The 26,967-nt window shown below is 61.3% G+C and carries 22 protein-coding genes; 7 read left to right on the top strand and 15 right to left on the bottom strand.

Annotated features, from left to right (window positions below):
- Nucleotides 1–10: 10 nt before the first annotated feature.
- Nucleotides 11–952, top strand: a complete 942-nt coding sequence (locus ACJO3T_RS08365) for a GlxA family transcriptional regulator (protein WP_406978280.1) — start codon at nucleotides 11–13, stop codon at nucleotides 950–952.
- A 32-nt stretch (nucleotides 953–984) separates the two neighbouring features.
- On the opposite strand, the gene ACJO3T_RS08360 is transcribed toward ACJO3T_RS08365, so the two are convergent.
- From ACJO3T_RS08360 to ACJO3T_RS08350, 3 genes are all read right to left on the bottom strand, one after another.
- The gene (locus ACJO3T_RS08360) at nucleotides 985–1,488 is read right to left on the bottom strand and encodes a Mut7-C RNAse domain-containing protein (RefSeq protein WP_406978279.1); all 504 of its coding nucleotides are present in this window, start codon (nucleotides 1,486–1,488) and stop codon (nucleotides 985–987) included.
- A gap of 94 nt (nucleotides 1,489–1,582) precedes the next feature.
- Complete coding sequence (locus tag ACJO3T_RS08355; protein WP_406978278.1) at nucleotides 1,583–2,500, bottom strand: hypothetical protein; 918 nt, start codon at nucleotides 2,498–2,500, stop codon at nucleotides 1,583–1,585.
- A gap of 52 nt (nucleotides 2,501–2,552) precedes the next feature.
- Nucleotides 2,553–3,224, bottom strand: a complete 672-nt coding sequence (locus tag ACJO3T_RS08350; protein ID WP_406978277.1) for a hypothetical protein — start codon at nucleotides 3,222–3,224, stop codon at nucleotides 2,553–2,555.
- A gap of 461 nt (nucleotides 3,225–3,685) precedes the next feature.
- Here ACJO3T_RS08350 and ACJO3T_RS08345 point away from each other — a divergent pair, with 461 nt between their 5' ends.
- Nucleotides 3,686–4,849 carry a pectate lyase gene (locus ACJO3T_RS08345; RefSeq protein ID WP_406978276.1) on the top strand — a complete coding sequence of 388 codons (1,164 nt, stop codon included), beginning with the start codon at nucleotides 3,686–3,688 and terminating at the stop codon, nucleotides 4,847–4,849.
- 55 nt (nucleotides 4,850–4,904) lie between these two features.
- Here the strand turns inward: ACJO3T_RS08345 and ACJO3T_RS08340 are convergent, their stop codons facing one another.
- Together ACJO3T_RS08340 and ACJO3T_RS08335 are read right to left on the bottom strand one after the other, a co-directional pair.
- A complete protein-coding gene (locus ACJO3T_RS08340) occupies nucleotides 4,905–5,882 on the bottom strand; it encodes an alpha/beta hydrolase (protein WP_406978275.1) in 978 nt (325 codons plus the stop codon).
- Nucleotides 5,883–5,926: 44 nt separating this feature from the next.
- Nucleotides 5,927–6,814, bottom strand: coding sequence for a TraB/GumN family protein (locus ACJO3T_RS08335; protein WP_406964706.1), 888 nt, complete (start codon nucleotides 6,812–6,814; stop codon nucleotides 5,927–5,929).
- 125 nt (nucleotides 6,815–6,939) lie between these two features.
- On the opposite strand from ACJO3T_RS08335, the gene ACJO3T_RS08330 reads away from it, so the two are divergent.
- A complete protein-coding gene (locus tag ACJO3T_RS08330; protein WP_406978274.1) occupies nucleotides 6,940–7,359 on the top strand; it encodes a universal stress protein in 420 nt (139 codons plus the stop codon).
- Nucleotides 7,360–7,465: 106 nt separating this feature from the next.
- On the opposite strand, the gene ACJO3T_RS08325 is transcribed toward ACJO3T_RS08330, so the two are convergent.
- The 4 genes from ACJO3T_RS08325 to ACJO3T_RS08310 all read right to left on the bottom strand — a co-directional run bounded on the left by ACJO3T_RS08325 (nucleotide 7,466) and on the right by ACJO3T_RS08310 (nucleotide 13,234).
- Nucleotides 7,466–8,047 carry a hypothetical protein gene (locus ACJO3T_RS08325; protein WP_406978273.1) on the bottom strand — a complete coding sequence of 194 codons (582 nt, stop codon included), beginning with the start codon at nucleotides 8,045–8,047 and terminating at the stop codon, nucleotides 7,466–7,468.
- Between the two features lie 107 nt (nucleotides 8,048–8,154).
- Nucleotides 8,155–10,965 (bottom strand): glycine betaine ABC transporter substrate-binding protein, encoded by a 2,811-nt coding sequence (locus ACJO3T_RS08320; RefSeq protein ID WP_406978272.1) that lies wholly within the window; start codon nucleotides 10,963–10,965, stop codon nucleotides 8,155–8,157.
- Nucleotides 10,966–11,225: 260 nt separating this feature from the next.
- Nucleotides 11,226–12,005 (bottom strand): SDR family oxidoreductase, encoded by a 780-nt coding sequence (locus tag ACJO3T_RS08315; RefSeq protein WP_406964712.1) that lies wholly within the window; start codon nucleotides 12,003–12,005, stop codon nucleotides 11,226–11,228.
- Between the two features lie 137 nt (nucleotides 12,006–12,142).
- The gene (locus tag ACJO3T_RS08310) at nucleotides 12,143–13,234 is read right to left on the bottom strand and encodes a GlxA family transcriptional regulator (protein WP_406978271.1); all 1,092 of its coding nucleotides are present in this window, start codon (nucleotides 13,232–13,234) and stop codon (nucleotides 12,143–12,145) included.
- 155 nt (nucleotides 13,235–13,389) lie between these two features.
- On the opposite strand from ACJO3T_RS08310, the gene ACJO3T_RS08305 reads away from it, so the two are divergent.
- On the top strand, nucleotides 13,390–14,442 hold the full coding sequence (locus tag ACJO3T_RS08305; protein WP_406978436.1) for a class I SAM-dependent methyltransferase: 1,053 nt from the start codon (nucleotides 13,390–13,392) through the stop codon (nucleotides 14,440–14,442).
- A 46-nt stretch (nucleotides 14,443–14,488) separates the two neighbouring features.
- Here ACJO3T_RS08305 and ACJO3T_RS08300 read toward each other — a convergent pair whose 3' ends face one another.
- From ACJO3T_RS08300 to ACJO3T_RS08290, 3 genes are all read right to left on the bottom strand, one after another.
- The gene (locus tag ACJO3T_RS08300; protein ID WP_406978270.1) at nucleotides 14,489–15,766 is read right to left on the bottom strand and encodes a TPM domain-containing protein; all 1,278 of its coding nucleotides are present in this window, start codon (nucleotides 15,764–15,766) and stop codon (nucleotides 14,489–14,491) included.
- Nucleotides 15,741–16,409 carry a LemA family protein gene (locus tag ACJO3T_RS08295; protein ID WP_406978269.1) on the bottom strand — a complete coding sequence of 223 codons (669 nt, stop codon included), beginning with the start codon at nucleotides 16,407–16,409 and terminating at the stop codon, nucleotides 15,741–15,743. Before ACJO3T_RS08295 ends, ACJO3T_RS08300 begins: the two co-directional genes overlap by 26 nt.
- A gap of 110 nt (nucleotides 16,410–16,519) precedes the next feature.
- Nucleotides 16,520–18,700, bottom strand: coding sequence for an OsmC domain/YcaO domain-containing protein (locus ACJO3T_RS08290; protein WP_406978268.1), 2,181 nt, complete (start codon nucleotides 18,698–18,700; stop codon nucleotides 16,520–16,522).
- Between the two features lie 199 nt (nucleotides 18,701–18,899).
- Between ACJO3T_RS08290 and ACJO3T_RS08285 the strand changes: the two genes are divergently transcribed.
- From ACJO3T_RS08285 to ACJO3T_RS08275, 3 genes are all read left to right on the top strand, one after another.
- Nucleotides 18,900–19,277 carry a hypothetical protein gene (locus tag ACJO3T_RS08285; protein ID WP_406978267.1) on the top strand — a complete coding sequence of 126 codons (378 nt, stop codon included), beginning with the start codon at nucleotides 18,900–18,902 and terminating at the stop codon, nucleotides 19,275–19,277.
- 72 nt (nucleotides 19,278–19,349) lie between these two features.
- A complete protein-coding gene (gene secD / locus ACJO3T_RS08280; RefSeq protein WP_406978266.1) occupies nucleotides 19,350–21,650 on the top strand; it encodes a protein translocase subunit SecD in 2,301 nt (766 codons plus the stop codon).
- Between the two features lie 193 nt (nucleotides 21,651–21,843).
- Complete coding sequence (locus tag ACJO3T_RS08275; RefSeq protein WP_406978265.1) at nucleotides 21,844–23,613, top strand: hypothetical protein; 1,770 nt, start codon at nucleotides 21,844–21,846, stop codon at nucleotides 23,611–23,613.
- Between the two features lie 154 nt (nucleotides 23,614–23,767).
- On the opposite strand, the gene ACJO3T_RS08270 is transcribed toward ACJO3T_RS08275, so the two are convergent.
- From ACJO3T_RS08270 to ACJO3T_RS08260, 3 genes are all read right to left on the bottom strand, one after another.
- Nucleotides 23,768–24,040, bottom strand: coding sequence for a TIGR02647 family protein (locus tag ACJO3T_RS08270; RefSeq protein ID WP_406964724.1), 273 nt, complete (start codon nucleotides 24,038–24,040; stop codon nucleotides 23,768–23,770).
- 116 nt (nucleotides 24,041–24,156) lie between these two features.
- Nucleotides 24,157–25,122 carry a zinc-binding metallopeptidase family protein gene (locus tag ACJO3T_RS08265; RefSeq protein WP_406964725.1) on the bottom strand — a complete coding sequence of 322 codons (966 nt, stop codon included), beginning with the start codon at nucleotides 25,120–25,122 and terminating at the stop codon, nucleotides 24,157–24,159.
- Between the two features lie 128 nt (nucleotides 25,123–25,250).
- The gene (locus ACJO3T_RS08260; RefSeq protein WP_406978264.1) at nucleotides 25,251–26,840 is read right to left on the bottom strand and encodes an ABC-F family ATPase; all 1,590 of its coding nucleotides are present in this window, start codon (nucleotides 26,838–26,840) and stop codon (nucleotides 25,251–25,253) included.
- Between the last annotated feature and the right edge of the window lie 127 nt (nucleotides 26,841–26,967).

The following is a 26,967-nucleotide window of genomic DNA, read 5'->3' as shown; positions in this document are numbered from 1 at the left end:
ATAACGCCATATGAACATCGGTCTGCTGCTTTACCGGGATTGCCTGCCCGCCGGGCTGTTTGGTTTCTCCGACCTGGTGACGGCGGTAAACCAGCGGGCAGGCCGTGAGCTATTCCGTTGCCAGTGGGTGAGTGAGCCGGGTGGCCCCTTGCCGACTGCCAATGGCATTACTCTGGCCACCGAACGCCTGGGTGAATCCAGACTGGATGGTGTACTGGTACCCGGTGCGTGGCGCGATGCCGGCAATGCCGTGACCGATGCCGATGATGGCCTGGTGGAGGTCCTGGCTCGATTGCCGGCATCAACCCGGTTGTGGAGCTACTGCACTGGGGTGTGCCTGGTGGCCCGTACCGGTCGCCTGGATGGCGGCCCGGCCACCACGACCTGGTGGCTCCGGGAGCTGGCCGGAAGCCGGTTCCCCCGGGTTGACTGGCGACCCCATCAAACCCTGGTTCGCACTGGCCATGATGATACCGCCGCAGGCGTTAACGGTTACCTGCCACTGGGGCTGGCGCTGCTGGAGGAGCAGTGCGGTGGCCAGGCGGTGGAGGAGATCCGCCGGCATATGGTGCTGCCTCGGCCGGAGGACCACCACACGCCCCTGCAGGACGTTCCGGGCCTGTTCCGGCAAAGCCTCTGGTTACGTGAGGTGATCCGTTGGGTGGAGCAAATGCCCGCCCACAGCCTCATCATTGACCGGCTGGCCGAATTCATGCACACCTCGCCCAGGACCCTGCAACGTCGGGTGCTGAAAGAGAGCGGCCACCGGTGCGGCCAGTTGATGCGGCTGGTGAAGCTCAATCAGGTGGGGGAACAGCTCATCAGCACCGACCGGCCCCTGGCGGCCATCGCCGACGGGCTCGGCTTTCCGGATGAGGCCAGCCTCCGGCGCAGCTTCCGGCAGGTATCCGGTATGACGCCACGAGAGTACCGGAAGCATTTCGGGCGATAGGCCCGCCCGTTGTCGATTCGTGACTCGACGTCTCACACGCCATTGTCTGCCTGTAGTTCCGGAAACAGGTCAGCCAGCGACTGGCGCATGCGTTTTACATGGGAGCCCGGCCAGTAGATACGGCTGCAGCCGGGGCATACCAGGAAAGGACCCGGGAGTGCGCGGGATCGTACAGGCACCAGGGCAGTGATCTCGTCGGTGGTGGCCGCCCGCAGGCGGCTGTTACACATCAGGCAGCGGTTGAACAGGTCGTCGGTGGGCGATAGCCCGAAGGTCCGGGCCACCCGGTCGAGCTGGGTGAGGGGGCGGCCGAACGTGAGCAGCAGTCCCTGATCGGGTCGCAGAAAGGTGATCAGGTGCCGGTCGCGGGTCAGCAGGATCCGTTGTTCACAGTTGGCAAGGGCGACCAGGTCGTGGTCGTCGATGTCAGGACTGTAGGTGGTGTCAAAGCCCAGCGCCCGAAGCCATCGGGCCAGTCGCCCGAGCATGGCGTCGACGGCAAATCGCGGTGTCGATTCCGGCTGTTCCGTCATCATGTTGGTCCGCCATATCGGGTGACAGAGCCGTTCCTTTCTCGTAGTCATTCATGCGGCGGTACCCGTTGGGCCGCCGCACAAGGGGCCGTGTTGCCTAGCCGGCTTCTTCGTCGTAATGCGGGTAGGAATGCTTGAGGGTTGCGTGGTTCAGCAGCATCTCCGCCTTCAGGTGCTCGCCGGTGGCGTCATAGATACGGGAACGGACCCAGTAGGACTCGGTGCGTTTGCTTTCCGACAGGGCAACGATCTCACGACGGATCAGGTAGTCCTCGCCCACAAACAGGGGGCCATCGATCATGCGGATTTCCTGGTCGGCGAACAGGCCAACGGCCGGCTGTTTCACCGGGAACTTAGCGGTCTTGCTGGTGTACTCGGCAAGCACGCTGACCATCTCCAGGGGGATGATTGCACGGCCCCAGGGGGAATCGGCGCCGTCGCTGTACCAAGGCGAGCGCTCGGTAATCCGTTCCAGCTTCTGGTTCAGCGAGAAGGGGTAGAGGTTACCCATGTGCTGGTCGGCGTCCATGCGCACCGGTTCATCCTCCGCACCAGTCATGCCGACCTGGAGATCGGACAGGATCACCAGCTTTTCCGGTGGCCGTAACCTGGCCATACGCTGCTCAAGCAATGTCTCGCCGCCTTCGGGACCCAGGCTGGCACTGGCTTCCAGAACCGGTGTGCCATCCGCCTTCTCGGCCCACGCCCGGACCCGTTTCGCGCCGGGGGCGGGTTGCTCGACAAACGCCCGCACGCTTTCACCTTCCACCACCATGTTCTGGAAATGGGCGGAGAAGCAGCCACGCTCATACCACTCTTTTCCCCAGATTGCTTCAAGCAGGGGCGTAAACTGGCTGAAATGGGTCGGGCCTTCGATGGGCCCGGCCTGAAAGCCGAGTTTTTCCGCCATGCTGTCGTCGTGTATGGAGGAGTGGCCGCTGTATTCCTGGTCCGCCAGCATCTGCCGGGGTTGTCTGAGTGGGCCACACAGGTGGATCGGGGTATCGAAACTCATGGGCGTGTCCTTGATTGTTGTAGGGAAACTCGCCGCGTTATTGTACCCGATTTCACAGGTCCAACTCATGATTGAACAGGACATTGCCCAGCCCCAGCACGATGCGATCTACCGCGTCTTCATCGGAGGCGGCGGGGGCCGGGTTTTCCCTGCGGACCGAATGAAGCAGGTCCAGCAGTCTTATCACCAGATCCACCGGCGCGAACTGGTCCGGCGCGGTGGCGATGGACTGATGGCTGTAGGTGAGGGCATGGTCCACGATGACGGCCCGGGACGTACCCAGGCCGACGGTGTCCAGTTCCAGGCAGGACTGGTACCGCTCTTCCCGTTCCAGTCGCAACGCCTCCTGGCAGATCTCACGGGACTGCTCGGGGGAGGCGTGGTCCCGCATCAGGGCGGCCAGTCGTAACTCCACGGTGCCTTCCTGGCACTGTTCTTCGTATTCGTGCTGCACCGTATGCCGCGCCTGGGGCAGGAACTTGCGCACGGCATTATGCCGGGCCTGGTCGATTGCCGGTTGCTCGGCGGTATTGATCAGCGTGGACATCAACCGGGTGCTGTGGGTCAGGTAGGTCCAGAGTTCCGGTGGAATGGCCTCCGGCTCGGTCGGCAGTACCCGGCATATGGACCTGAACTCAAAGTAGAGGCTGGTGACTTCGTGCTCGGGAAAGCCGGAGCAGTGGACGATACGGGACAGGCCCACGCGGTCCATGTCTGCCAGCAACTGGGGCGCCAGCAGCAGGATGTAGTGTTGGGCACCTGGTGAGAGTGGCTTGTCGATAACGGATACCTCTGGGGTTTTCCAGCGCGTCCACCGGTACGCTTCCGTTTCAGTCTATACCCGGAAACCTCACCGAGAAAGCGAAGCCCGAACGGAAAGTTCCGAACAGGTACGCAAATACGGAAACCCGAATGACTCGAACGACGTGATTGCGGAGATCCTGAATCCCGGGTTACCTCAGTGGTGGGGCGCGGACTGGTACACGGTTAAGCTGCTGGCCGGGTCTGGTTACCTTGTAGCCGGTTTCCTATCTGTCGTTCTGAACATGCTGTCGGGCAGAAAACGCGAATGGAGTGGGCGGGCCAGGAGGGTCCGGTCGCTCCGGCAAACGTGCGGGGCAGCCATGGTGGTTAACGACTGCCCCGGACGGGCCGTAGACAACCACAACAAATGGAGTCCCGATAATGAAACCTTCTGTAATTGTTCCACTACTGGCTGCGGTTCTCTCGACGCAGACAATCACGGCGATGGCGATCGACAACGGTCGCTATGCCATCATCTCCCGCCACAGCGGCCTTGCCCTGGATGTGGACGGTAACAGCACCGCCGATGGCGCCAATGTGGTCCAGTGGGAATACACCGGGGACGAAAACCAGCAGTTTAACGTCACCAACCTTGGCAATGGTTACTACACCATTCGCCCGGTACACAGCGACAAGTCTCTGGACGTATGGGAATGGAGCACGGAGCCGGGCGGAGAAATCCGCCAGTGGCAGTTCAGCGGCGGCTACAACCAGCAGTGGGCCATCGACAACGCCGGCAACGGCTACCACACCATCAGCTCCCGCCACAGCGGGCTGCCGCTGGACGTCTGGACATGGAGCACGGCCAATGGTGGCGATATCCGCCAGTGGTCCTCCACTGGCGCCGTGAACCAGCAATGGCGCTTCCAGCCGGTGGACGGAGGTGACGATGGTGACGATGGTGGTTCTGGCTCGAACCCCGGCGGTCCCGTTGGTAAAGGATCCAGCTGTGAATCCACCGGCAGCCGTTTCGTACCCGAGACCATCGTGGTCAACGGCGGCACCTTCGACGGCCAGTGCCAGACTTTCAACGCCAGTTCCGCCCTGGGCGACGGTGGCCAGAGCGAAGGCCAGGACCCGGTATTCCGCCTGGAGAACGGGGCCACCCTCAAGAACGTGATCATTGGCCAGAATGGCGCGGATGGTATCCACGTCTATAACGGCGGCACCCTGGAAAACATCCTATGGATGGATGTGGGCGAGGACGCCATGACCGTCAAGTCCGAGGGCAACGTCACCGTCCGCAATATAGAGGGCTACAACGGCTCGGACAAATTCCTGCAGGTGAATGCCTCAACCAACCTGACCGTGTCCAACTGCGTTGTCGACAACATGGGCAAATTCCTGCGCCAGAACGGCGGCACCGGATTCGAGATCAATGTCACCGTCGACAATTGTGATATCTCCAACATGAGTGAGGGCATCTTCCGGACGGACAGCTACAGCTCCACCGCCCATATCTCCAACAGTCGCCTGCGTAACGCTGGCCGGGTCTGCATCGGAAACTGGGCGAGCTGCACCAGCTCCGGCCTGTCCAACTTCTGACCGGGTGGCGGAACTGCCGGGGGGCGAACACTGCCCCCGGCAGTCATGATTGGAATCAGTCCTCAAGCCAGTCCCCGATGGCCGGCACCACAGACTCGTCCGTCACGATACCCAGGTGCGAGGCACCGTCAATCACTCGTACATCCCCTTCCGTATACCGGTTCACCACCGGCCTGAACTTCTCCGGATAGAAGAGCCCGTCATCGCTTCCAACCAGCACCAGTAGCGGTTGTTTGATGGCAGAGAGCGCTTCCGTGTAGTCCCGGGGGGCATAGCCGGTGTTGAGGCGGTAGGAGTAGCTCAGCGTCTCGGTGCCGTCCCGCACGTCCGCCGGCATGTTGAACCGGATCACGGGCAGGTTGTTGAGTGCGCTGATGCCCAGGTTGTTCAGCAGGGTCAGGCCGATAATGCGTCGTGTGTAGGGGGTGGCCCAGCCGGAACCGTCGGGGCGGATGGTGGGCGCGTTGTATTGCAGCCAGGGCGCCAGCAGCAGGTAACCATCAGCCTGTTCGCCATAGCGGCTGCCGGCGAATCGCAGCGCCAGGCCGCCACCGGAGGAGTGGCCGCCAATCACCAGCGTGGCTTCCGGCCGGTCCCTCCGCACGTGATCGATCAGGTCCGCCAGGTCGTCCACCAGTTGATTGGTGTAGTCGATATCGCCCCGGCGTATCGGGGCGGGGCCATGCCCCCTCAGATCCGGCGTTATCACATTGGCATAACCGCCAGCGCTGATCCGGCGGGCCATTGGCGCCAGGTATCGGCTATGCCAGCCGGAGCCGTGCAGCAGTATCAGCACGTGCTCGGAGTCGGAGGGGTAGAGTCGGTAGGAGAGGGTGTTGCCGTCACGGGCCTGGTAGCCTTCCAGGGGCGGCAGTTCACCGATATCACCGGTCAGCGCCCCGAAGGACAAAGGCTCCTTGCCGACGGGGGGTGCACGATGGGAATCGCTGATGATCAGCCCCATGGCGACGAGCAGGTAGATCATCAAAGATACCAGGACGGACAGGCCGACCCTCACTGCAATCGTTCTCACCGGTGACCTCGTTCAGGCGGTTCATGCTGGTGCAGGACACGACACTACCAGTCAACCTGCTCCACCTGATACCCCCGGTCTTCCAGCAGGGCCAGGACACCGTCGTCTCCGACCAGATGCAGGGCCCCGAAAAGGACCAGCTCAATGTCCCCGGTGCCCAACAGGCGTTCGATCTCCGGTATCCAGTCGCGGTTACGGTCCACCAGGATCATGTCGTACAGGTCCGGAAACCGGTCTACCCAGCGTTCCAGGCCCGCGGCCGCCAGTTTTCCCGTATCGCCGTTACGCCAGGCGGTGCGGATGGATTCCATGTCCCGGGGGAGTTGCTTCATTTCCAGGATGGTATGCCGGATCAACTCGTCTTCCTGCCCCTTGCCCATATCGACCAGGAACTGGATCTGCTGGTCCGGGGATTCCAGGTAGCCAAGTTCCTTGCCGTCGTTCAGCGCCTGTAGCCGGAAATACTGGTCCACCCCCGCCTCAGTAAGGCCAAGTTGCTGAAGTTCGAGTACGGATAGCGTCATCGACAGCATGCCGGGTTTTAGCCGGAAAAGCGGGGCGGTGGGTATGTTTCTCTCTTCCAGGTAATCCCTGAGCAGGTCGACGGTGTCATCGGAAAGGTGCTGGAGCACACTGTTGTCACCGGAGTAGGTGGTGGCCATCAGTATTTTCCGCTGGTACTCGGTGGTCTGCAGGGCCGCGATGTCGGTTTCCAGCACGACCATGTCCGAGTCCTGGTAGGCGCTGGTGAAGCCGTCGGGAAGGGGATAGTCGTCCTTGCTCAGGAGGTGGATGGTGCCGCCGACGTAGAGGTAGTGGTCGCCTTTCGTGACCTTCCAGACCGATGTGTCGGCGTGGGCGGAAAGGGCCATTGTCCAGAGCAGGGTGCCTGTCAGAAGCAGGGCGATAGGGGCCAGCCAGTGCTTTTTCATGGTGATTCCTTGTGGTTGTTTCCCTTGCGGCCAGTTTACCTATACCAGTCTTGATCTCGATACCATCCGGCCCCAGATCCTTTAATAAGGCAAGACAAAAAACTGGTCAATCAAGGGAGGCGGCCATGTACTCCAGGATTTTGGTACCTGTTGATCTCGCCCACATCGACAAGCTTGCCAAGGCGCTGAATACGTCCATCGACATCGCCAAGCACTATAATGCGGCCCTGCACTACGTCACGGTGACCAACCGGACACCATCGTCCGCAGCCCACAGTACCCGTGAGCTGGAGGACGAGCTGCGGCTGTTTGCGGAGGAGCAGGGCAGGGACCATGGCATCGATACCAGCTACTCGTTGATCGAGTCACCGGATACGGTCGTTGAGCTGGAAAAGCGGCTGGTTGAAGCGGCCGACGAGACCGGGGCAGACCTGATCGTCATGGCTTCTCATGTGCCTGGCATTGGCGACAAACTCCATTTCATCCGGTCCAATGCGGCCAACCTGGTGCGGGATGCGAAGATCTCGGTGTTTGTGGTGCGTTGACAGAGACGGGGCAGGGTGAAGGTGGTTCCTCTGTATCCCGGTCATGGGAACACAGGCGTGGCCGGAAACGGGAAATTCCCGGCCACGTCAGGGGCAGGTTCAGCGACTAATCTTCACCAAGGGCCCTGAACTGGTCGACATAAGGCCTGACGACCTTGATGTCCTCCTGCGAGGCACGGTCGGCGGCGGCCAGCATATTCCTCATGTTCCTGGCCATCTCATTCATACCGCGCTGTGTGGCTTCATGGGCCTCGGGGTCGATGTCCGGATTGGCCATGGACTCAACCATCTTCCGCTGCTCCGGGGGCATGTCCTGGATCGAGATCGCCATGGTTGCGATAAACACACGGTCCCCTACATCTGCCCATTGCTCGATGTTGTCAAAACCGTGGTCTTCCACAATCTCTTCCAGGCGATCCCTGGCTTCCGGGGAGTCGTCCAGGGTGCTCAGTGAACTGGAGATGGGACGACCCATATCATGGTTTTCGGGTTCCATCTCGGTGTCCAGTTCCGGAAATTCCTCCCGTAGCTTTTCAGTGTCGTGCATGCTGTCGATAAACGACTGCACCTGGTCCTCCGTGAGGGACGCGGCCTGGGCGAGGCCGGAGAGCATCAGGCCGAAAAGCACGGCGGTGCAGAAACGAAGGGTGGCGGAAAGAGTGGGCGTAAAATCAGTCTGGGTTTTCATACGGGTCTCCTTGTGTCACGTCTTCGGCTCTTCCTCCCTGAAATGGGAACAGGCTGAGCCGACCCGATAAGGACCATACCACGAGTGGCAGAAAAAACATCAACTGACTACAACCGGAACCCTGTCAGCCAGGTCAGGACCGTATCCTCGTGTGTCTGGATCCACGTGGCCGCAACCACCTCAACGGGTGTTCCGCCTTGTAGCTCCCTCAACATGTCCAGCAGTTCCGGGTTGCTGATGACGAAATTGTCCAGCAGTGTCGCGAGCTCCCTGGAGGTCTCAGCCAGGTTGCTCCGATAGGCGACCCTCAGTCGAACTTCGGGCCAGGAAGTGCCCCGGTCGGGCAACTCCGATTGCCGGGCACTGATGATCTGTTTCCAGAGCGCCTTGTCGTGGGCCGGCTCGTCAACCAGGCGGATATCCGGGTTGGTGAAGAGGGCGTCGGGGTAGTAGCAGAAGAATAACGTTGGCACGCCTTGCCGGCTATTGCGGTCCAGCAACATCTGTTGGACATCGCGATCGAAGACGTGGAACTGGTAGAAGCGGTCCAGCCCGTAGGCCTGTAACCGCCGGCGCTCGATGTCAACGGAAGTCCAGCCGTCGGTGCCGATCCAGATATCCCCCTTGCCATCTCCGGTCATATCGAACCGGCTGGCCATGGTTGGTGAGTTCAGTTCTTCCAGGGATAACGGTTTGCCGTTACCCGCGTTGCCCGCTGTGTAGCACAGTCCCTGTTTGCCGGTGACGGACTGCTGGCCGAGGCTGACACTGCCAAAGGCACGGACGTAGCGACGAATCAGGTCATGGTTGTTTTCCTCCCAGATCTCCGGGTGAATACTGATGCCACCGTCCTCGTCATCCATGGCCACGAACGCCTGCTCGGTGGGTACCGGTGAAGCGATACGGGCGCGGAACTCGGTATGCTGATCAATGATACCCGCCAGGATGTGTGCCTTGAGGCGGGCTGATTGCCAGTTCGGAGCCACCACATGGACGGCTTGGGTGGGATCATCGGTACTGGCCATGAGTGGCGAGTTCTCTGCCGTTGGCGGACGGTTCAGGGAATCGTACATCAGGCCATAGCCAAAACCGCTGAACAGGAAGACAAAGATCCCGAAGATCCAGTAGGAGCGGCCGCGGCTGTGGAGGGATTGTGCCCGCTCATCAATAACGGTCTGGATGCGGTCCTGGACGGCCCGGACCTGGGAAGAGTCCGCATTGTGCCCGGCGTGGCTATTGAGGTAGTCCAGCATATGGGAGCAGGCCTGGCCGTGGTCGTGGCGCACCTGGGCGTACTTGTCCCGTTCGTGAATGATCAGCAGCAGGTAGATCATGGAGGTGGCCACGATCAGCGCAAATATCCCGGCCGACAGGCTGTCCGGTCGAAAGACCAGGGAAAAGAATACGTTGGTGGCTCCCAGCAGTATCAGGATGATCATCTCCTCTGCGGGAATTCGGTCGCTCTCCAGGGTCATCAGTTTGTCACCGACACGGAACAGCGCCAGCAGGTCAGCCCGCGCAGCCTCGTCACGTCTGACCAGCGGCACCAGGGCATACTTGAGTTTTTCCACGTGGCCCTGGGTGTCTGCCAGGGCAGAAAGGCTGGTAAAGGCCCGCAGGAAGCTGTGCATGTGCCAGAGTGCGTACTGCCGGATATGTCCGAGGAAGGTCTCGCGGTCCCCGCCATCAGCGGTGACGGAGGGGCGCTCCAGGACTGCCAGCAACTGCTCGTGGAACTCCCCCAGCAGGCTTTCCCGTTCCCGGTTCAGGGATGTGGTGCGCTCCAGGGCGAAGGAGGCCAGCAGGACAAAGAACACTGTGGATACCGCCAGCAGGTCATAATAATGGTCGATGGTGAACAGGGGGGCGAACAGCAACCAGATCCCGATCAGACAGACGGAAACGAACAGGACAAGCAACGAGGAACGCAGGGGGTAGCGCAGTCCCAGGAAGATGTTGGAGGAAACGATCAGTACCGATGCGATGGCCTCGTACTGATTGAGGAATCGCCCCTGCATGAGGGCCAGGATGATCACCGCACCCACCGGCATCAGGTACCAGAGGGCGCTAATGGAGGCGTTCTTGGCATTGAACACCGACAGGTCGTAGAGCAGGCTGCCTACACCCAGAATAACGAAACCGACGAAACCAAGCAGTAACAGGTCTGACGTGGTGGCTTCCGGTACCGGATCGCCCGATAACAGGAAGGCAGCGATGAGTAATGGCGCCGCAACGGTACGCACGCCAGTTTCCGTCAACAGGCCCAGCCTGAAGCCATCAAGCCCCAGACTGCGATCTTCCGACAGGGCCTGCCAGGCATCCATACATTTCATGCGGAAGAAGCAGTTAACCGCCATGGCCAGGCCGCCCAGGCCGGCAAGCCCCATGGTATTCAGCATCGGGCTGTCCAGCAGCAACCAGTCCGCGACATCGAAGTTTGGTGTGGTGAGTACCAGGAATCCGGCAAAGGCCGCCCCGGAGAATATGTAGTCGTTGATGGAGGTTTTCCGCCGGTCCCGGCGCAGGGCGCTATCGATGTAGAAAAACAGGATGGGCCAGGTTTCGAACACCAGGATGGCAATGACATCGAAATCGGTTGTCACCTCCAGCGCAAAATACAACAGCAGATGATTGGCGCAGATCAGGAAGCCGGACATGAGGGTCGGCAGAGACACCCGGCGGAGGTTACTCCGCTCCAGGAGCTTCGGGACAAGTCGCCGGTCCTGGCGAAGCAGCACTACTGCGGTAAAGGCCAACATGCTCAGCGCAGCCAGCGTATGGGCCACGGCCGCGACGTAGAAGGTTCTGAGCTGGTCAACCAGTTCGTTTACCAGCGGTGGGTATAGCATCCACAGGCCTACGGCCACGATCATGAGCGTTAATGGATGGCGGAAAAGACCGCTCAGGATGTGGGGCACGTCGCCTGTCCTCCTGACAGTAGGCTATGACTAAAAGCGCCTATCATACCGAAACTGGGCCGGGGATCAGTGGGCACTTTGTAAAACGAGGGCATCTGGTGGAAAGGTCATGATCAGTTTCCGCCATCCGGTGAGATGGAAGCTGGTGTCAGACAGGGTGAGTAAGGGATGGGTAGCCAGGCACCGGGAACGGACGGCGCCATGCCCGGTGTAGGGCATGACGCTCGTCGGGTGCCTGGATCGGACAGGTATTGCCGGGCTTACGCCAGTCGGGCGTAGGCGTGGCCACCGTCCACGGCGATGGTGTCACCCACCACATAGTCGCCGGCCCTGGAGGCCAGGTAGATAGCAGCGCCGGCCATGTCTTCGTCGTTACCCACGCGGCCCGCCGGTGTCTTCCTGGCCACTTCGTCGGCCTCGTCCCGGGCGGTGCGGTTCATCTCGGACGGGAAAGGCCCGGGGGCGATACCGGTCACCACAATGCCATCATTGATCAGCCTGGCGGCAATACGACGGGTCAGGAAGATCAGGCCGGACTTGGAGGCATGGTAGGAATAGGTTTCCCACGGATTCAGCCGGATGCCGTCGATGGAGCAGATGTTGATCACCTTGGCGGGCTGCCGGTCGGAGGCGCCGGCCTTCAGCATGCCGTGCAGGGCCTGGGTCAGGAAGAACGGAGACTTCAGGTTCAGGTCCATGACCTTGTCCCAGCCATGCTCCGGGAATTCCTCGAAATCCGCACCCCAGGCGGCGCCTGCATTGTTCACCAGGATATCCAGGTGATCCTCCCGGGACTTGAGTTCTTCGGTCAGCGCCTTGCAGCCATCGACGGTGGACAGGTCCATGGGCAGGGAAATGCAGCGCCCGTTACCCTGGGACAGTTCCTCGGCGGCGGCGTTGCACTGCTCTGCCTTGCGGGACGAGATATAGACCTTGGCGCCCTGGGCGATAAAGCCGGCGGCGATCATTTTCCCGATCCCCCGGGAGCCGCCAGTGACCAGGGCAACGCGGCCTTCCAGTGAAAACAGATTCTCGAACATGCCTGTAACTCCTTGGTTTGGTTGTTGATTTGAGCGTTATTCGCAGGGAGCCTGTATGGTCAGGGCCAATTTGTAACCTTCGCCTGGCCCTGAGTTCTCCATTGTTGTAGCGGGACAGCATAGCCCAGGACAGGCTATTATTCGAGCGGTTGCTCGCTTTTTCTGCCTCCGGTGCTTCGCTTCGGGTAGAGGGGGCGTGATAGATAGCCTGTAGTGTTCCGGCCAAGGTCGGGAACGGCGAATTTCCGGCGGTAGGCACCGGGAGTCACCCGGGCGATCCGCTTGAACAGGCGACGAAATGCTGCCGGGTCCTGGTAGCCGACGTCCCAGCCAATCTGGTCGATGGCGGCATCGGTCTGTTCAAGCCGTCGTTTGGCCTCCTCGATGCGAACACGCTGCACGTAGTCGATAGGAGAATAGCCGGTGGCCCGTCTGAACCGACGCTCCAGGGAACGGGGCGACAGGTTCGCTATGGCGGCCATTCCTGCAACGGGACCTGCGTCCGTGAAATGCGTTTCCAACCAGTGCTGGGCCGCCCGGATCAGTGAGTCGCCATGCTGGACCGGGGGCAGAAACGGGAGGTAGGGCGCCTGGCCTTCGGCATGCTGCTCAAGCATTTCGAACTTCGCCATGGCCCGGGATGCGCCCGGGCTGACAAAACGGCCAATCAGGTAGAGGACGAGATCCTGCCAGGATGCCCCGCCGCCAGACATGACCAGTTCCTCTTGCTGTCCCGCGGTCAGGAGCACTTCATTCAGGCACAGTTCCACCTCGGGGAAACAGGCCCTGACAACGGGCTCTATGGCCCAGTGCGTGGTGGCCCGCTGGCCATCAAGCAGGCCGGTCTCCGCAAGGATGACCAGCCCGGTGCAGGCTGAACAGAGCACGGTGCCGGTACCATGCATGGCCTGTAACCACTCCACCAGTTCGGGATGCCGGCCTGGCCGCCAATTCTGGTCGACCGCCATGGTCGGTACGATGACGATATCGGTGCTGACGACATCACGGAACGCACGCTGGATGGTAATCGGCAAACCGCTGGCGGCTGCCATGGTGGTCTGTTCAGCTCCAACAATCTCCACCTGGAACGGGCTGACCTCCGGAATGTCATCATAGAAGCTGGCAAGCACGGGAAAGGCGTTCAGCACCTCGTAAAGGCCGGCAACCGGCATCGACAGGGTGCCCGGAACGGCGACCAGGGAGACATGGAGTGGTGCCCCGGGTGCCATGTTTGTGCTCCTTTGACGGAAATGGACCGGTCTGGACGAGTTTGGCACTTCCTGATCGAGGCCTCAATGGCCACGATTATCAGGGAAAGGCGCCAACAGGCACTCCCTGCTCCGGCGCCGGATGAAATCGGCAGGAGGAAACCGACATGAAGGCAATCAATGACGCCAAACTCGACCAGTTCGTACAGCAGGCCATTGGTGACCTGGCCGCCGGCTTCGGTGGCGTGATGGTTAGCCTCGGGCATAAATGCGGTCTTTACAGGGCCATGCACAATGCCGGCCCCCTGACCGCCAGGGCACTGGCCGAACGTGCAGGCTGCGCCGAACGGTATGTGCGGGAATGGCTCAACAGTCAGGCTGCAGGCGGATACGTTGAGTATGACAGCACCGGAGAGACCTACGAACTGCCCCCCGAGCAGGCCATGGTCCTTGCCGACGAGGACAGTCCCGTGTTTGTGCCGCCAGCCTGGGAGGTACCGGCTTCGGTGTGGTTCGACGAGGACAAACTGATCCATGCCTTCCGCACGGGGGAGGGCATTCCCTGGGGGGAGCATCACCACCGGCTATTCTGTGGTAGTGCCGCCTTCTTCCGGGCACCATACCGGGCCAATCTGGCGTCCAACTGGTTACCGGCGCTGGATGGGGTGACCCAGAAGCTTGAAGCCGGCGCCAAGGTGGCCGATGTGGGGTGTGGATATGGCCATTCCACCATCATCATGGCCGAACATTATCCGGACTCCAGATTCGTCGGCTTTGATGCGCACCCGGATTCGGTTGCCGCCGCCCGGGAAAATGCCAGGAAGGCCGGTGTGGATGACCGGGTGAGCTTTGAGACGTCCACCGCCAAAACGTTTCCCAAAGGCGGCTACGACCTGGTGTGCTTTTTTGACTGCCTCCATGACCTTGGTGATCCGGTCGGCGCCGCCCGCCACGCGGTTGATACGCTGGCGGAGGACGGCACGGTCATGCTGGTTGAGCCCTTCGCCCACGACAGGGTAGAGGACAATCTCAATACCGTAGGCCGTCTGTTCTACTGCGGCTCGACCACAATCTGCTGTCCCCATTCGCTCTCGGAGGACGTCGGGCTGGCGCTTGGTAACCAGGCGGGAGAGACCCGTATGGCGGAGGTTTTCAGGAACGCCGGCTTCAGCCATTTCCGTCGTGCCACGGAAACGCCGTTCAACATCGTTTACGAGGCAAAGCGATAACCAACAAGGAGTTAAGACCGGTCAGCGGCCCTAATCGGGGACACTATCACTGATCTGGTTTTTCAGGGGCAGGACCTTGCAGCGTCCTGCTCTGACCAGCCCTCTCAATAATGATCGTCTGTTCTTCGCCTGTCCTGGCCTGCCCCATGAGTTGCAGGGCGTGGCGGTGGTGCTCCACGTCAGTTCCATTCCAGGACACCAGGCGGTCCCCCCACTGAAATCCGAATTCCGCAGCGGCCGATGCCGGTTGAACCCCGATGACAAAGGTCTGTTGCTCATCGTTGGTGGCAGTGGACAGCCCCCAACGAAGCTCACGCTTGGAATGGGGGTAGCCATTGCCGTCCAGACGCCAGTCCATAAAGGCAAACCGATAGCGATGAAACACCTGGCGCCGGAAATGCCAGGTGTTGTCACGGCCAAAACCAATCGCCTGCTGCAGTACGGTCAGGTCGAGTTTCCAGCCATTGCCGGCGTTCTGAAGAAACCAGGGGGAGCACTGGCGTTCATCCATGCCGTACCGGAGCACCGCAAACTGCCCGTCAGTGGATGTCAGTACCTCTCCTTCGCTACAGGCTCGATAGGCGCGAACCACATTGTCCATCTGGGCCGGCGTCATGGTCCATTCGGCGAGCATCCTGCGGGTGGCCCCGGTGTAGATTGGCAAGTCGGGGTTATCATTCCGGTTGTCCATGGCGTGGAGATAGGCGTCGACAGTCTGCCTTGGTCCGCCCTGGGGGGCTGCCATGCCTGATGGTTGCGTAGTGTCTGACGAAGGCCGGCCCTTGCCCAGATCGGCGTCCACGGTCGCGCCCGCGCCGCCGGTTGCCGCGGGCAGGGTAGAGGGATCAAAGGCCTGGTTGGCTTCAGCCTCCTGGGCGCGGGTCACGATCAGTTCGGTGGTGGCCACGATACCGTCGGCAACACGTCCATCGCGGAAAAAGGGCACCATCTGCCGGTGTTCGAGGTAGCTGATCAGGGCGTCGGGATAGACACCTTCAAGGGCCTGGGAAACTTCAATCCGTACCTGGTCCTGTTCGGGGTCCAGCAACAGCAGAAGGCCTTTACCGTTCTCGCTGCGACCACCCACCGCAAGATTCTCAAACCACTCAACGGAACGTCGGTTAATGTCGGCGTGGCCGTCTTCAATCACCACGCGGTAGTCGATGCCGTGGTCCTCCAGCAGATGTGCGTGGTAGTTCTCCAGATAGGCGGCCTGGCCTTCGCTCAGCAGGCCGGTATGGTCTTCAAGCCACGAATCAGGCCGGGAACAGGCGACAAGCAGCAGTAGCGCCAGGGCATTAATCGAAAACCGGAGTAACGGCATCCTCTGCCTCCTCATCGGCTTCAAAGTAGGCCTTGCGCTGAAGCTGCCCAAGGCTGGCCCAGAGGTTACCCGGTATCCGACGAATGGCGGCGTTATAGGCCTCCACGGCATCGTTGTATCGCATGCGGGCAACGTTGATGCGGTTTTCCGCGCCCTCGATCTGCGCCTGAAGGGTAAGGAACTGGTCGGAGGAGTGTAGTTGCGGGTAGTTCTCCACCACCGCCATCAGGTGCCGGGACTGGACAGAAAGTTGTGCCTGGGCCCGGGCGATACGCCGCAGCGTTTCCTCATTCTTCGGTGCCTCGCTGGCAGAGGTGGCGGTGGCCTCTTCGGCGGTCGTGCTGGCGCTGTTTACAGCCTCCAGTATCCGGGAAACATTGGCATTGGCCTGCTGCGCCCGGCCTTCCACGACGCCCTGCAGGGTTTCCTGCTCATGTTCGAGATAACGGGAGACGGTGGCTACCAGTGAGGGGATCAGGTCATGGCGCCGCTGGTAATTGCTTTCCAGTTGCGCCCATGAGGAGTCCACTGCTTCTTCCTTGCTGATCAGTTGGTTATAACTCCAGAGAAGTCCGGCGACGATCACGATTGCAAGCACAAGCATGATGATCGGTTTGAGATCCCTCGATCGGTTACGTTCCATGAATCCGGTCGCTCCGTTATCAGAATTTTTGATAGCGATAGCCTATCTGATCCCTGTCCCCATAGTCCATCGGGGCATCGCTCTGCGACATGGAGCCTGATGGTACTTGGTCAGCCCCGGGCCGCCCGCGCCGCATGCAGCTTCTTGTAGCTGTCGATCAGCCGCTGGTGTTTCTCCAGCCCTTCAAGCTGCATGTTGGTGGGTGTCAGTCCATGGAAGCGAACGGTGCCGTTCACCGATCCCACCACCGCGTCCATGGTATCGTCACCGAACATGCGACGCAGGTTGACGATGAAGTCGTCCAGCTCCAGCTCGTCATCCAGGGCGATCTCCAGCACCGCGTTCACTGCCTGGTAGAACAGGTTGCGTTCCACGGTGTTGTCGTTGAACTGCAGGAAGGCTTCCACCCGTTCCAGGGCTTCCTCGTGCTGCCCCAGCGCCAGGTTGATCAACAGCTTCAGTTCCAGGATGGTGAGCTGGCCCCACACCGTGTTTTCGTCGAACTCGATGCCGATCAGGGTGATGATGTCCGTGTAGTCGTCCATCTGGCTTTCTTCCAGACGCTCTACCAGGTCATTGAGCTGGTTATCGTCCAGGGCGTGCAGGTTGAGGATGTCCTCGCGATAGTCCAGGGCCTTGTTGGTGTTGTCCCAGATCAGGTCCTCCACCTCGTAGACCTCGGAATAGCCCGGCACCAGGATGCGGCAGACCGGCGCGCCCAGGTCATCATGGACCATCATGTAGGCTTCCTTGCCCAGGTCGGCGAGGATGCCGAACAGGCGGTCCGCTTCCTCCTCGTTGGTGCCTGAGAAGTCCCAGTGGCTGAATTCGATATCCGCCCGGGCACTGAAGAAGCGCCAGGACACCACGCCGGTGGAGTCGATAAAGTGCTCCACGAAGTTGTTGGGCTCGGCCACCGCCTGGCTGTTGAAAGTGGGCGGCGGTACGTCGTTCAGGCCCTCGAAACTGCGGCCCTGCAACAGTTCCGTGAGACTGCGTTCCAGGGCCACCTCAAAGCTTGGGTGTGCCCCGAAGGAGGCAAACACACCGCCGGTGCGCGGGTTCATCAGGGTGACACACATCACCGGGAACTGCCCGCCCAGGGACGCATCCTTCACCAGCACCGGGAAGCCCTGCTTCTCGAGCCCGCGGATGCCCTCCAGGATTGACGGATACTGCTTCAGTACCTCCAGCGGCACATCCGGCAGGACGATCTCCTCCTCGATGATCTGTTTCTTCACCGCCCGCTCGAAGATCTCTGACAGGCACTGCACCTGGGCTTCATGGAGGGTGTTGCCGGCACTCATGCCGTTGCTCAGGAACAGGTTCTCGATCAGGTTGGAGGGGAAGTACACCACCTCGCCATCGGACTGGCGGACAAAGGGCAGGGACACAATGCCACGGTCCGCCCGACCGGAGTTGGTATCGATCAGGTTGGAACCGCCCAGTTCGCCGTCCGGGTTGTAGATGGCCAGGCAATGGTCGTCCAGGATGCCCTTGGGCAGTTCATCATCCGGCCCCGGCTGGAACCATTTCTCACTGGGGTAGTGGACGAACTCGCTGTTGGCGATCTCCTCCCCGAAGAACTGGTCGTTGTAGAAGAAGTTGCAGCTCAGCCGCTCAATGAACTCGCCCAGGGCCGAGCACAGGGCACTCTCCTTGGTGGCGCCCTTGCCATTGGTGAAGCACATGGGCGAGGCGGCATCGCGGATATGCAGTGACCATACGTGGGGCACGATATTACGCCAGGAGGAAATCTCGATCTTCATGCCCAGCTCCGCGAGGATGCCGGTCATGTTGGCGATGGTCTGCTCCAGGGGCAGGTCCTTGCCTTCGATAAAGGTGCGGTGGTCTTCGTCCGGCTCCTCCATCAGCAGGGCCTGGGCCTCCTCGGCCAGGCTCTCCACCGGTTCGATCTCGAACGTCGGGCCGGTCTGTACGACCTTTTTCACCGTGCAGCGGTCGATGGAGCGCAGGATACCCTGTCGGTCCTTGTCGGAGATGTCCTCCGGCAGCTCCACCTGGATCTTGAAGATCTGGTTGTAGCGATTCTCCGGGTCAACGATGTTGTTCTGGGACAGCCGGATGTTGTGGGTCGGAATGTCCCGGGCCTTGCAGTACACCCGCACGAAATACGCCGCACACAGCGCCGACGATGCCAGGAAATAGTCGAACGGGCTGGGCGCCGAGCCATCGCCCTTGTAACGGATAGGCTGGTCCGTAACGACGGTAAAGTCGTCGAACTTGGCTTCCAGGCGGAGGTTGTCGAGGAAGTTGACGTTGATTTCCATGGTGAAAGATCCGGAAATTGGAGAATGTTGGCGAAGCGGTGCCATTAATGGCGGCCATTATCCAGTTTTTGGGGCCTTCCGTCTTGTGGGGTTGTGCGTAGAAAAGCCTGTTGGCACAGGGCCCACGTAGAAACCACCATGTCTCTTGACGGTACCGTGGCGCGGCCTCAGACTGATTTCACTTACCCGGAATACCGTTATGAGCGCAATCGGAACCCGCAACTTGCCCCGATGGCAGTCCCTGCCCGCAGGGATGGCCGTGGCGGCGCTTGCGCTGGTTTTCCTGTGTGCCATCACCCAGGCCAGTGCCCGGCCCACTGATACCGGGCCAGCCTTCTCTCACCAACTGCATCACCTGGCGGTTGCCAGCCACAGCGCCCTCCTGAGTGTCACCGAGCCGGATAAACTGGCCAGCGATCTGCTGGACAACGACCAGATACCACCGATGTGGGCGCCAACGCCGGATATTCGTCCGGGTTCCAGGTTGGCATCCCCTGTACCCGGGGGAGCAAGTCCTGGCCTGCTGGCCAGCCCAGACTATCTCATTCCCCCGCTCAGGGCCCCGCCCATCGGGTAATCCTTCGTCGTTACCACTCGCCTGCCTGGCCCCGGCCTGGCGGCGTCAACACGCTTGAATCAGGGATTACCCATGAAATCGTTACGCTCACGGGCCGTTGTCTACGGCCTGGTGATCGTGCTCGGGCTTCTGAGCGCGATCCCGAACCTGCTGCCGGCTTCCCTGGCAGAAAGGGTGCCGGCCTGGTACCTGGATAACACTGTCTCCCTGGGACTCGACCTCCAGGGCGGTTCCCACCTCTTGCTGGAGGTGGATGACCGTGAATTGCTCGCCGCCAACCCGGACCTGCCCCCGGAGGAGGTCACCCGGGATGGGGTGGAACGCAGCCTTGAGGTGGTACGGCGACGGCTGGACGAAACCGGTCTGGTGGACCCGACCATTACCCGCCAGGGCCACAACCATATTCTGGTGCAGATGCCGGGCGTGGCGGATCCGGCCGAGATCCGGGAACTGCTGGGTACTACCGCGAAGATGAGTTTCCATTGGGTGACCAGCCGTACCGGCGACGACACAAGCTTCATGGTGCCGGACACCACCGGCGAGCGTGAGTACCGTCTGGAAAAGCGGCTGGCCATGGCTGGAGAACACATTCGGGATGCCCGGATGGCTTTCAACCCCGATACCGGAGAGCCCGTGGTGAATTTTCGGCTGGACGGTGAGGGCGCCCGGCAGTTCGGTGCCATGACCCGGGACAATATCGGGCGTGCCCTGGCGGTGGTACTGGACGGCCAGGTTATTACCGCACCGGTGATTCGGGACGTGATCCCGGGGGGCAGCGGAGAGATCAGTGGCGCCTTTACTCCCACCGAGGCCACTAACCTGGCACTGTTGTTACGGGCCGGCGCCCTGCCGGCACCTTTGCATGTGATTGAGGAGCGCACTGTCGGTCCCGACCTTGGCAGCGACGCCATCGCCATGGGGGTAACCACCGGGCTTGCCGGAGCCACCCTGGTGTTCGCCTTCATGGTCGTCCTCTACGGCCGCTGGGGGCTGATCGCCTGCCTCGGGCTGACGGTCAACGTGGGCCTGGTGTTCGGTGTGCTCAGCCTGCTGGGCGCCACCCTGACGCTGCCCGGTATTGCCGGCATCATCCTTACCGTCGGCATGGCGGTAGACGCGAATATCCTGATCAATGAGCGGATACGTGAGGAGTTGCGCAGGGGACGGCCCGCCTGGATGGCGCTGCGGGAGGGCTTTGCCCGGGCCTACGGCACCATCATCGACTCCAACGTGACTACGTTGATCGCGGTCAGCCTGCTGTTTCTGTTTGGCAGCGGACCGGTCCGTGGTTTTGCCCTGACCATTGGTATCGGGCTGGTGACCTCGCTGTTCACGGCGGTGGCCTTTACACGGCTGGTCATGGAAGGGTGGATTCGCGGTCGCGAGCGTGAGCCTCTGGCCATGCCGGGCATAGCGGCCCTGGAGCGGCTCAGCGAGCGGGGCGTCAATGTCATGCGCGGCCGGTATCTGGGGCTGGCGCTATCAGGGATATTGTCGCTGGCTTCGGTGGTACTGTTCTTCCAGCCCGGGCTGGACTACGGCGTTGATTTTACCGGCGGCACCCTGGTGGAGGTGAGCGCCCCCGGCGTGGCTGTGGAGGACCTGCGTAATACCCTGCAAGTCCGGGACCTGGGGAGTGCCTCCATCCAGGAGGTGGGGGGCGAAGGCCGGTTCATGGTGCGGCTGCCGGTGGAGGAGGGCGGTACGGAACGGATCACCCACCGGGTGGATGAGGTGAAGCAGGCGGTTACGCAGGTGCAGCCGGATGCTGGGTTCCCGAAAGTCGACATGGTAGGTCCCGAGGTCAGCGGCGGATTCAGTGACGCCACCATACTGGCCGTCCTGCTGGCGGGTGTTGGTATGCTGGGTTACCTGTGGGTGCGATTCGAGTCGCACTTTGCCGCGGCCGCCACCCTGACCATTGCCCTGGACCTGACCAAGACCATTGGCTTCTTTGCACTGACGGGCGTGGAATTCAACCTGACGGCGGTTGCCGCGCTGCTGGCGCTGATCGGTTACTCGGTCAACGACAAGGTGGTGGTGTTCGACCGCATCCGGGAAAACCTGCGTGAGCACCCCGATATGCCCATGCTGGACCTGCTCAACAAGAGCATATCGTCCACGTTGACCCGCACGGTGTTCACGTCGGTGACCACGTTCCTGGCGATCCTGCCCATGGGGATAGCCGGCGGTGCCGCGGTGTCCAGCTTTGCCCTGCCCATGCTTTTTGGCATCGTTATTGGCACCAGCTCGTCGGTGTTTATCGCCTCGCCGATTCTGTATTACTTCAGCCAGAGACGCGCCCGCCGGGGCCTGCCCCAGCTTCGTCCGACGGCGGAGGAAGTGCGCCGGGAACTGGACCTGATTCCCTAGTAACTTTCTGATCTCCTCATCACAAATGGACGGGCCGGATGATGTATTGCCTGTAGGTAATGACCAAAAATGTGGTAAAACACCGGCCTGGACGTGACTGATGTTGCCTATCCCGGTTTTCTGTTGGGCGGGTAGCCCGACGTCTCTACCCATACCTGGTGCGGTATGAAAAATCATGCAAGGAGAGATAACCATGAGCCATGAAGGAACTGCCTTCTCACCCAGGCCGCTGGCCAGGGCCATTCACTTCGGATTGCTTGCGGGCAGTGTCGCCGGCATCGGCCTGCTGGCGGGCTGTACCGACGGCGGTAGCGGACGCTTTGTGGATGCGGACAAGAACACGATCGGTGATCCGGTCAAGGGCGAACTGACCTCCGGCAGCGAGATCAACCTGAAGGACGGTTCCCGTCATGGCCGCCACTGGATGTGCGGCGGAGATAGCGACGCCGGCGTACTGTACCAGGTGAAGGCGCCGTTCCTGTCACAGGTCTCGCTGTACGATGACAACGGTGACTGGCTGGGCAGTGCCCGCTCCGAGCTGGAGGGTGAGGCCGGGCTGCTGCTCAGCGCTGACGAGGGATGCGTTCTCGTGGTGATCAGCGGCGAGGACCAGAACGACTATGGTCCTTATGCCCTGGAGCCGGAAAAGGCAGCAGCGAGTGATGAGCTGGCGGATGGCCGGACGATTGCCGGAACCGCCGGGGAGGAGTCCCGCCATGCCTTCACGGTGGAGGAGGCCTCCCAAGTTGCCCTGCGTCTTACCGGTGGCGGCAATGCCACGGTGACCCTCGGTAGTGAGGGGCAGGCTGCCAGGGCCTATCGCTGCGGCGACAGCCAGCAGACCCTGACCACCTACCTGGAGCCGGGTGCCTATGAAGCGGTTATCTCCCCGGACGGGCGCAGGAAACTGCCGATGGATGAGCGCTGCGAGGATACCTTTGCCAGTACCGGAGACGGCTACCGCCTGTCACTGGACATTTCCGGCCTGGCCAAGGGCGAGCGTAACGGCGGCCCGTTGCGGGGCGGAGATCAGATTACCGGTACCCTGACCGGACCTTCGGCCGTCAACGAATACACATTGGATATCGAGGAACCGACCCAGGTGAACCTGCTGGTGTCCTCCCTGGAATTCGACGCCATGCTGAAACTCTCGGGTGGCGAAACCAACATCGAGGTGGACGATACCGATGGCAGCACCGATCCACTCCTCAACACCTTATTGATGCCGGGCAGCTACCGGGTGCAGGTGGCTGGCTTCGATGACGAACACGGTGCCTATTCCATCGACCTGGCCACGTCGTCCTTTGACGGTGAGTTCAGGAACGGCGGTGAACTGCCCGTTGGCGAGACGCTGCACGGCATGGCCGACGGCTCGGGGGTGAACGCCTACACCCTGACTCTGGAGCAGGCGTCCGACCTGAACATCGGGGTCTTCTCCTCTGCCTTCGATACCATGCTGAGCCTGTCAGGCCCCGGCGTGTCCGTCACTGATGATGACGGCGCGGGCGATACCAACTCACGGATCTCCACGGTTGTGGGGCCGGGTGAATACCGTGTGGAAGTGTCCAGCTACGCCGGCAATGCCTCGGGCGCGTTCCGCCTGGAAGCCAATGTCACCCCCTATGACGGTGAGATCAGCGAGGGCTGTGAGGAAAACCAGGAAGGCGTCTGCACCCTTGAGCCGAACACCACCATCCGAGGGGTGCTTAACGATGGCAGCCAGCAGTACGATTTCGTGCTGGAGCAGCCGTCACAGGTGGTTGTCAGCATGGATTCCAGTGCTTTCGATACCCTGTTGGCCCTGGAGGGTGAGGGCACCAGACTGAGCGACGATGATGGCGGCGGCATGACCAATTCCCGGATCAGCACCATGCTGGAAGTCGGCACCTACCGGATCACCGCGGACACCTACGATGGTGTGGGGCCCTATACGCTGAGGCTGCAGTCTACGCCAGCACAATAGTGGTGTGAACGGGCCTGGCCAGGTGCGTTTGATGGCGCCTTGCCGGGCTCGACTTTTCCATCCATCGGGCGCATTTGCCTCAGCGGGTGCGCCCCGGTTCCCGAACCTTACTTCCATGCCTTAGCCGGTGCAGAAGTGGCTCCCGAAAGCGGCGTTAGCCCCCGTTGGCAGCAGGCATCGCCTCATCCGGGCTGCTACTCAGGATTGCCAGCACCTTCTGAACATGCTCCGCCGTCTCATTCCCCAGCGGGGTGAGATATCCGCCATCCCTTTGCGTAATCAGGCCTTTCCGGTAAAGACGTTCCGCCGCGTCCACCAGCTCCAGTGGGGCGGAGTGCTGGTGCACTTTGATACCTTCCCGTGAGGAAGCACCGTCAAACATGGCCAGTAGATTGAGTTCGCTGAGGTGGTCGTTGTTAAAGGGCATAGCGATTTCCTTTTACTTGTTGTTTTGGCGACGAAAGTCGAGCCAGGAACAGGCCATTGGCTGGCACTGCCGCCTTCCGCAGTGTCGTCCAGATGCGACTTTTTGTCCATGGGAACTCACAGCCCCAGAGCGCCCCGTCGCAGCCAGTCGTGTACAAACGCCAGTTTGTGACGGGCATGCTCCGACAGCACGAACGGATAGAGATCCGATAGCCCCATGGACCGGTTGACATGGTTGATACCCACTGCCAGCGCTGCGGCAATATGGATCAGCCGCTGGGCGTCCGGTTCTGAATAGGGGTCCCAGTCCGGACCTGGTATCTGGGCGGATGACAGGCCGGTGGCCACGAAACTGTCGGCAATGTCGGTCAGGTGCAGCAGGTGCGCGGTGGTTTCTGCCCAGTCCTCATGAGGGTGGGCGGAAGCGTAACTGGTCAGGTAGAAACGCCGCCATTCCGCCGGAGGGCCGTTTTCATAGTGATACTGAAGGGCAGCCGGATAATCGATCCGCTCATCACCGAACATGGCGCGGAAAGCGTCCAGGAAATCGTCCCGCAGGCTCAGGCGCCACCAGAGCATATGGGCAATCTCGTGGCGCATATGGCCTATCATGGTGCGATAGGGCTCCTGTAGTGCCTCGCGGCGTGTCGTCACCAGAATGGGATCCACCTCGGCCACACTGATAGTGACCACGCCCTGAGCATGTCCCATGGGGACCGGGGTTGGCCCTTCCGCCAGCAGGTGAAACACGGGGCGGGCACCTGGATCTTCCGGGCGGAACCAGTGCCAGCGCCCAAGATTGTCCAGGGCCCACCGCTTGGCTGCCTCAGTCAATGCCCAGTTGGGGACGGCGTTCTCGATGGTAGGGTCCGGTGCCAGGGCGGTCATCGCACAGGAACGGCAGAAGGCACCGGCTTCCGGCGCGATCCAGTTACAGGCGATCCGGTCGCGATTGGCACAGAACGGCGGTGTGGGCAGGAAGGCTCGGGCCTGGGGATCATACGCGACCGGCGTACCATCGGCCGTCGCCAGGTTATCGAACCAGAGGGAGCCTGAACCAACGGGATTGGCGAAGATGCGCATGGTGGTCGCTCCTTGGGGGCTTCAACCACCATACTGCGGGACAGCCGCGCCTGTTCACAAGCCACCTCTGCAAAAGATTCATTGCATGATGGACAGGAACGGCGTCCAGGGGGCGCCTGGTCTTCAGGCTACAGCGCTATCCCGAGGTTGCGCAGATAATCGTCGTAGGTGCCGCTGAAGTCGGTGACGCCGTCCTCTGACAGTTCGATGATCCGGGTCGCCAGGCTGGAGACGAACGCCCGGTCGTGGCTCACGAAGATCAGCGTACCTGCGTAGTGCTCCAGGGCGAGGTTCAGGGCCTCGATGGATTCCATATCAAGGTGGTTGGTGGGCTCGTCCATGACCAGCACGTTGGGTTGCTGCAGGATCAGTTTGCCGAACAGCATGCGACCCTGCTCGCCACCGGAGATGACCTTTACCGGTTTGATAATGTCATCGGCGGAAAACAGCATGCGTCCCAGGGTGCCCCGCACCAGTTGCTCACCACCATCGGTCCATTGCGACATCCAGTCATACAGGTTGTCATCGCTGGCAAAGTCGTCGCCGTGCTCCTGGGCGAAATAGCCCACCTCGGCGGCGTCCGCCCATTTGACGGTGCCGGTCCGGGGCGCCAGGTTATCCACCAGCGTGCGCAGCAGGGTGGTCTTGCCAATACCGTTGGGGCCGATGATGGCCACCCGTTCGCCGGCTTCGATCTGCAGGTTGAGGTTACGGAACAGGATGTCCTCCTCGAACCCCTGGCTCACCTTGTCCACGACCACCGCCTGACGGTGCAGCTTGCGGCCCTGGTCGAACCGGATAAAGGGACTCATACGGCTGGAGGGGCGGATTTCCTCAAGCTGGATCTTGTCGATCTGACGGGCCCGGCTGGTGGCCTGCTTTGCCTTGGAGGCATTGGCGGAGAACCGGCTCACGAAGGTCTGCAGCTCGGCGATCTGGGCCTTCTTCTTGGCGTTGTCCGCCTGGATCCGCTCCCGGGCCTGGGTGGCGGCCGTCATGTACTCGTCGTAGTTGCCCGGAAACTGACGCAGTTCGCCATAGTCCAGGTCGGCCATGTGGGTACACACGCTGTTCAGGAAGTGCCGGTCGTGGGAGATGATAATGATGGTGCTGTCCCGCTCCATCAGGATCTGTTCCAGCCAGCCGATGGTGTTGATGTCCAGGTGGTTGGTGGGCTCGTCCAGCAGCAGGACGTCCGGGTCGGAGAACAGGGCCTGGGCGAGCAGCACCCGCAGTTTCCAGCCGGGTGCGATCTCGCTCATGGGGCCATTGTGCTGTTCCAGCGGAATGCCCAGCCCCAGCAGAAGCTCCCCGGCCCGGGACTCAGCGGTGTAGCCGTCCAGTTCGGCGTACTCATTCTCCAGCTCACCGACGGCCATGCCGTCCTCTTCGGTCATCTCCGCTTTGGCGTAGATCCGCTCCCGCTCGGCATGCACCCGCCACAGCTCCTCATGCCCCATGATGACGGTATCCAGCACGCTGTAGTCTTCATAGGCGAACTGGTCCTGGCGCAGCTTGCCCAGACGGATACCCGGCGACAGCATGACCTGTCCGCTGCTGGGCTCCAGCTCCCCACCGAGTATCTTCATGAATGTGGACTTGCCGCTGCCATTGGCGCCGATCAGACCGTAACGGTTGCCCCCGCCAAACTTGACGGAAACGTTCTCGAACAGGGGGGTTGCCCCGAATTGCATGGTGAGGTTCGCGGTGGAAATCAAAAGAAACCGTCCTGGGGGAAGGAGGGCAGCGCCGCCCGTTGAGCGCGACGTTGCCCGAAAAATTGGGCGCACAGTGTACAGCGTGGCCGACCGGAGTCATAGCCTGCCGGGTACGTACATGCCCAAT

This window comes from Marinobacter shunpengi, assembly GCF_045449715.1.
Classification (GTDB): domain Bacteria; phylum Pseudomonadota; class Gammaproteobacteria; order Pseudomonadales; family Oleiphilaceae; genus Marinobacter.
Note: the sequence above shows the minus strand (reverse complement) of the source record. Positions and strands in the feature narration are given on the sequence as shown.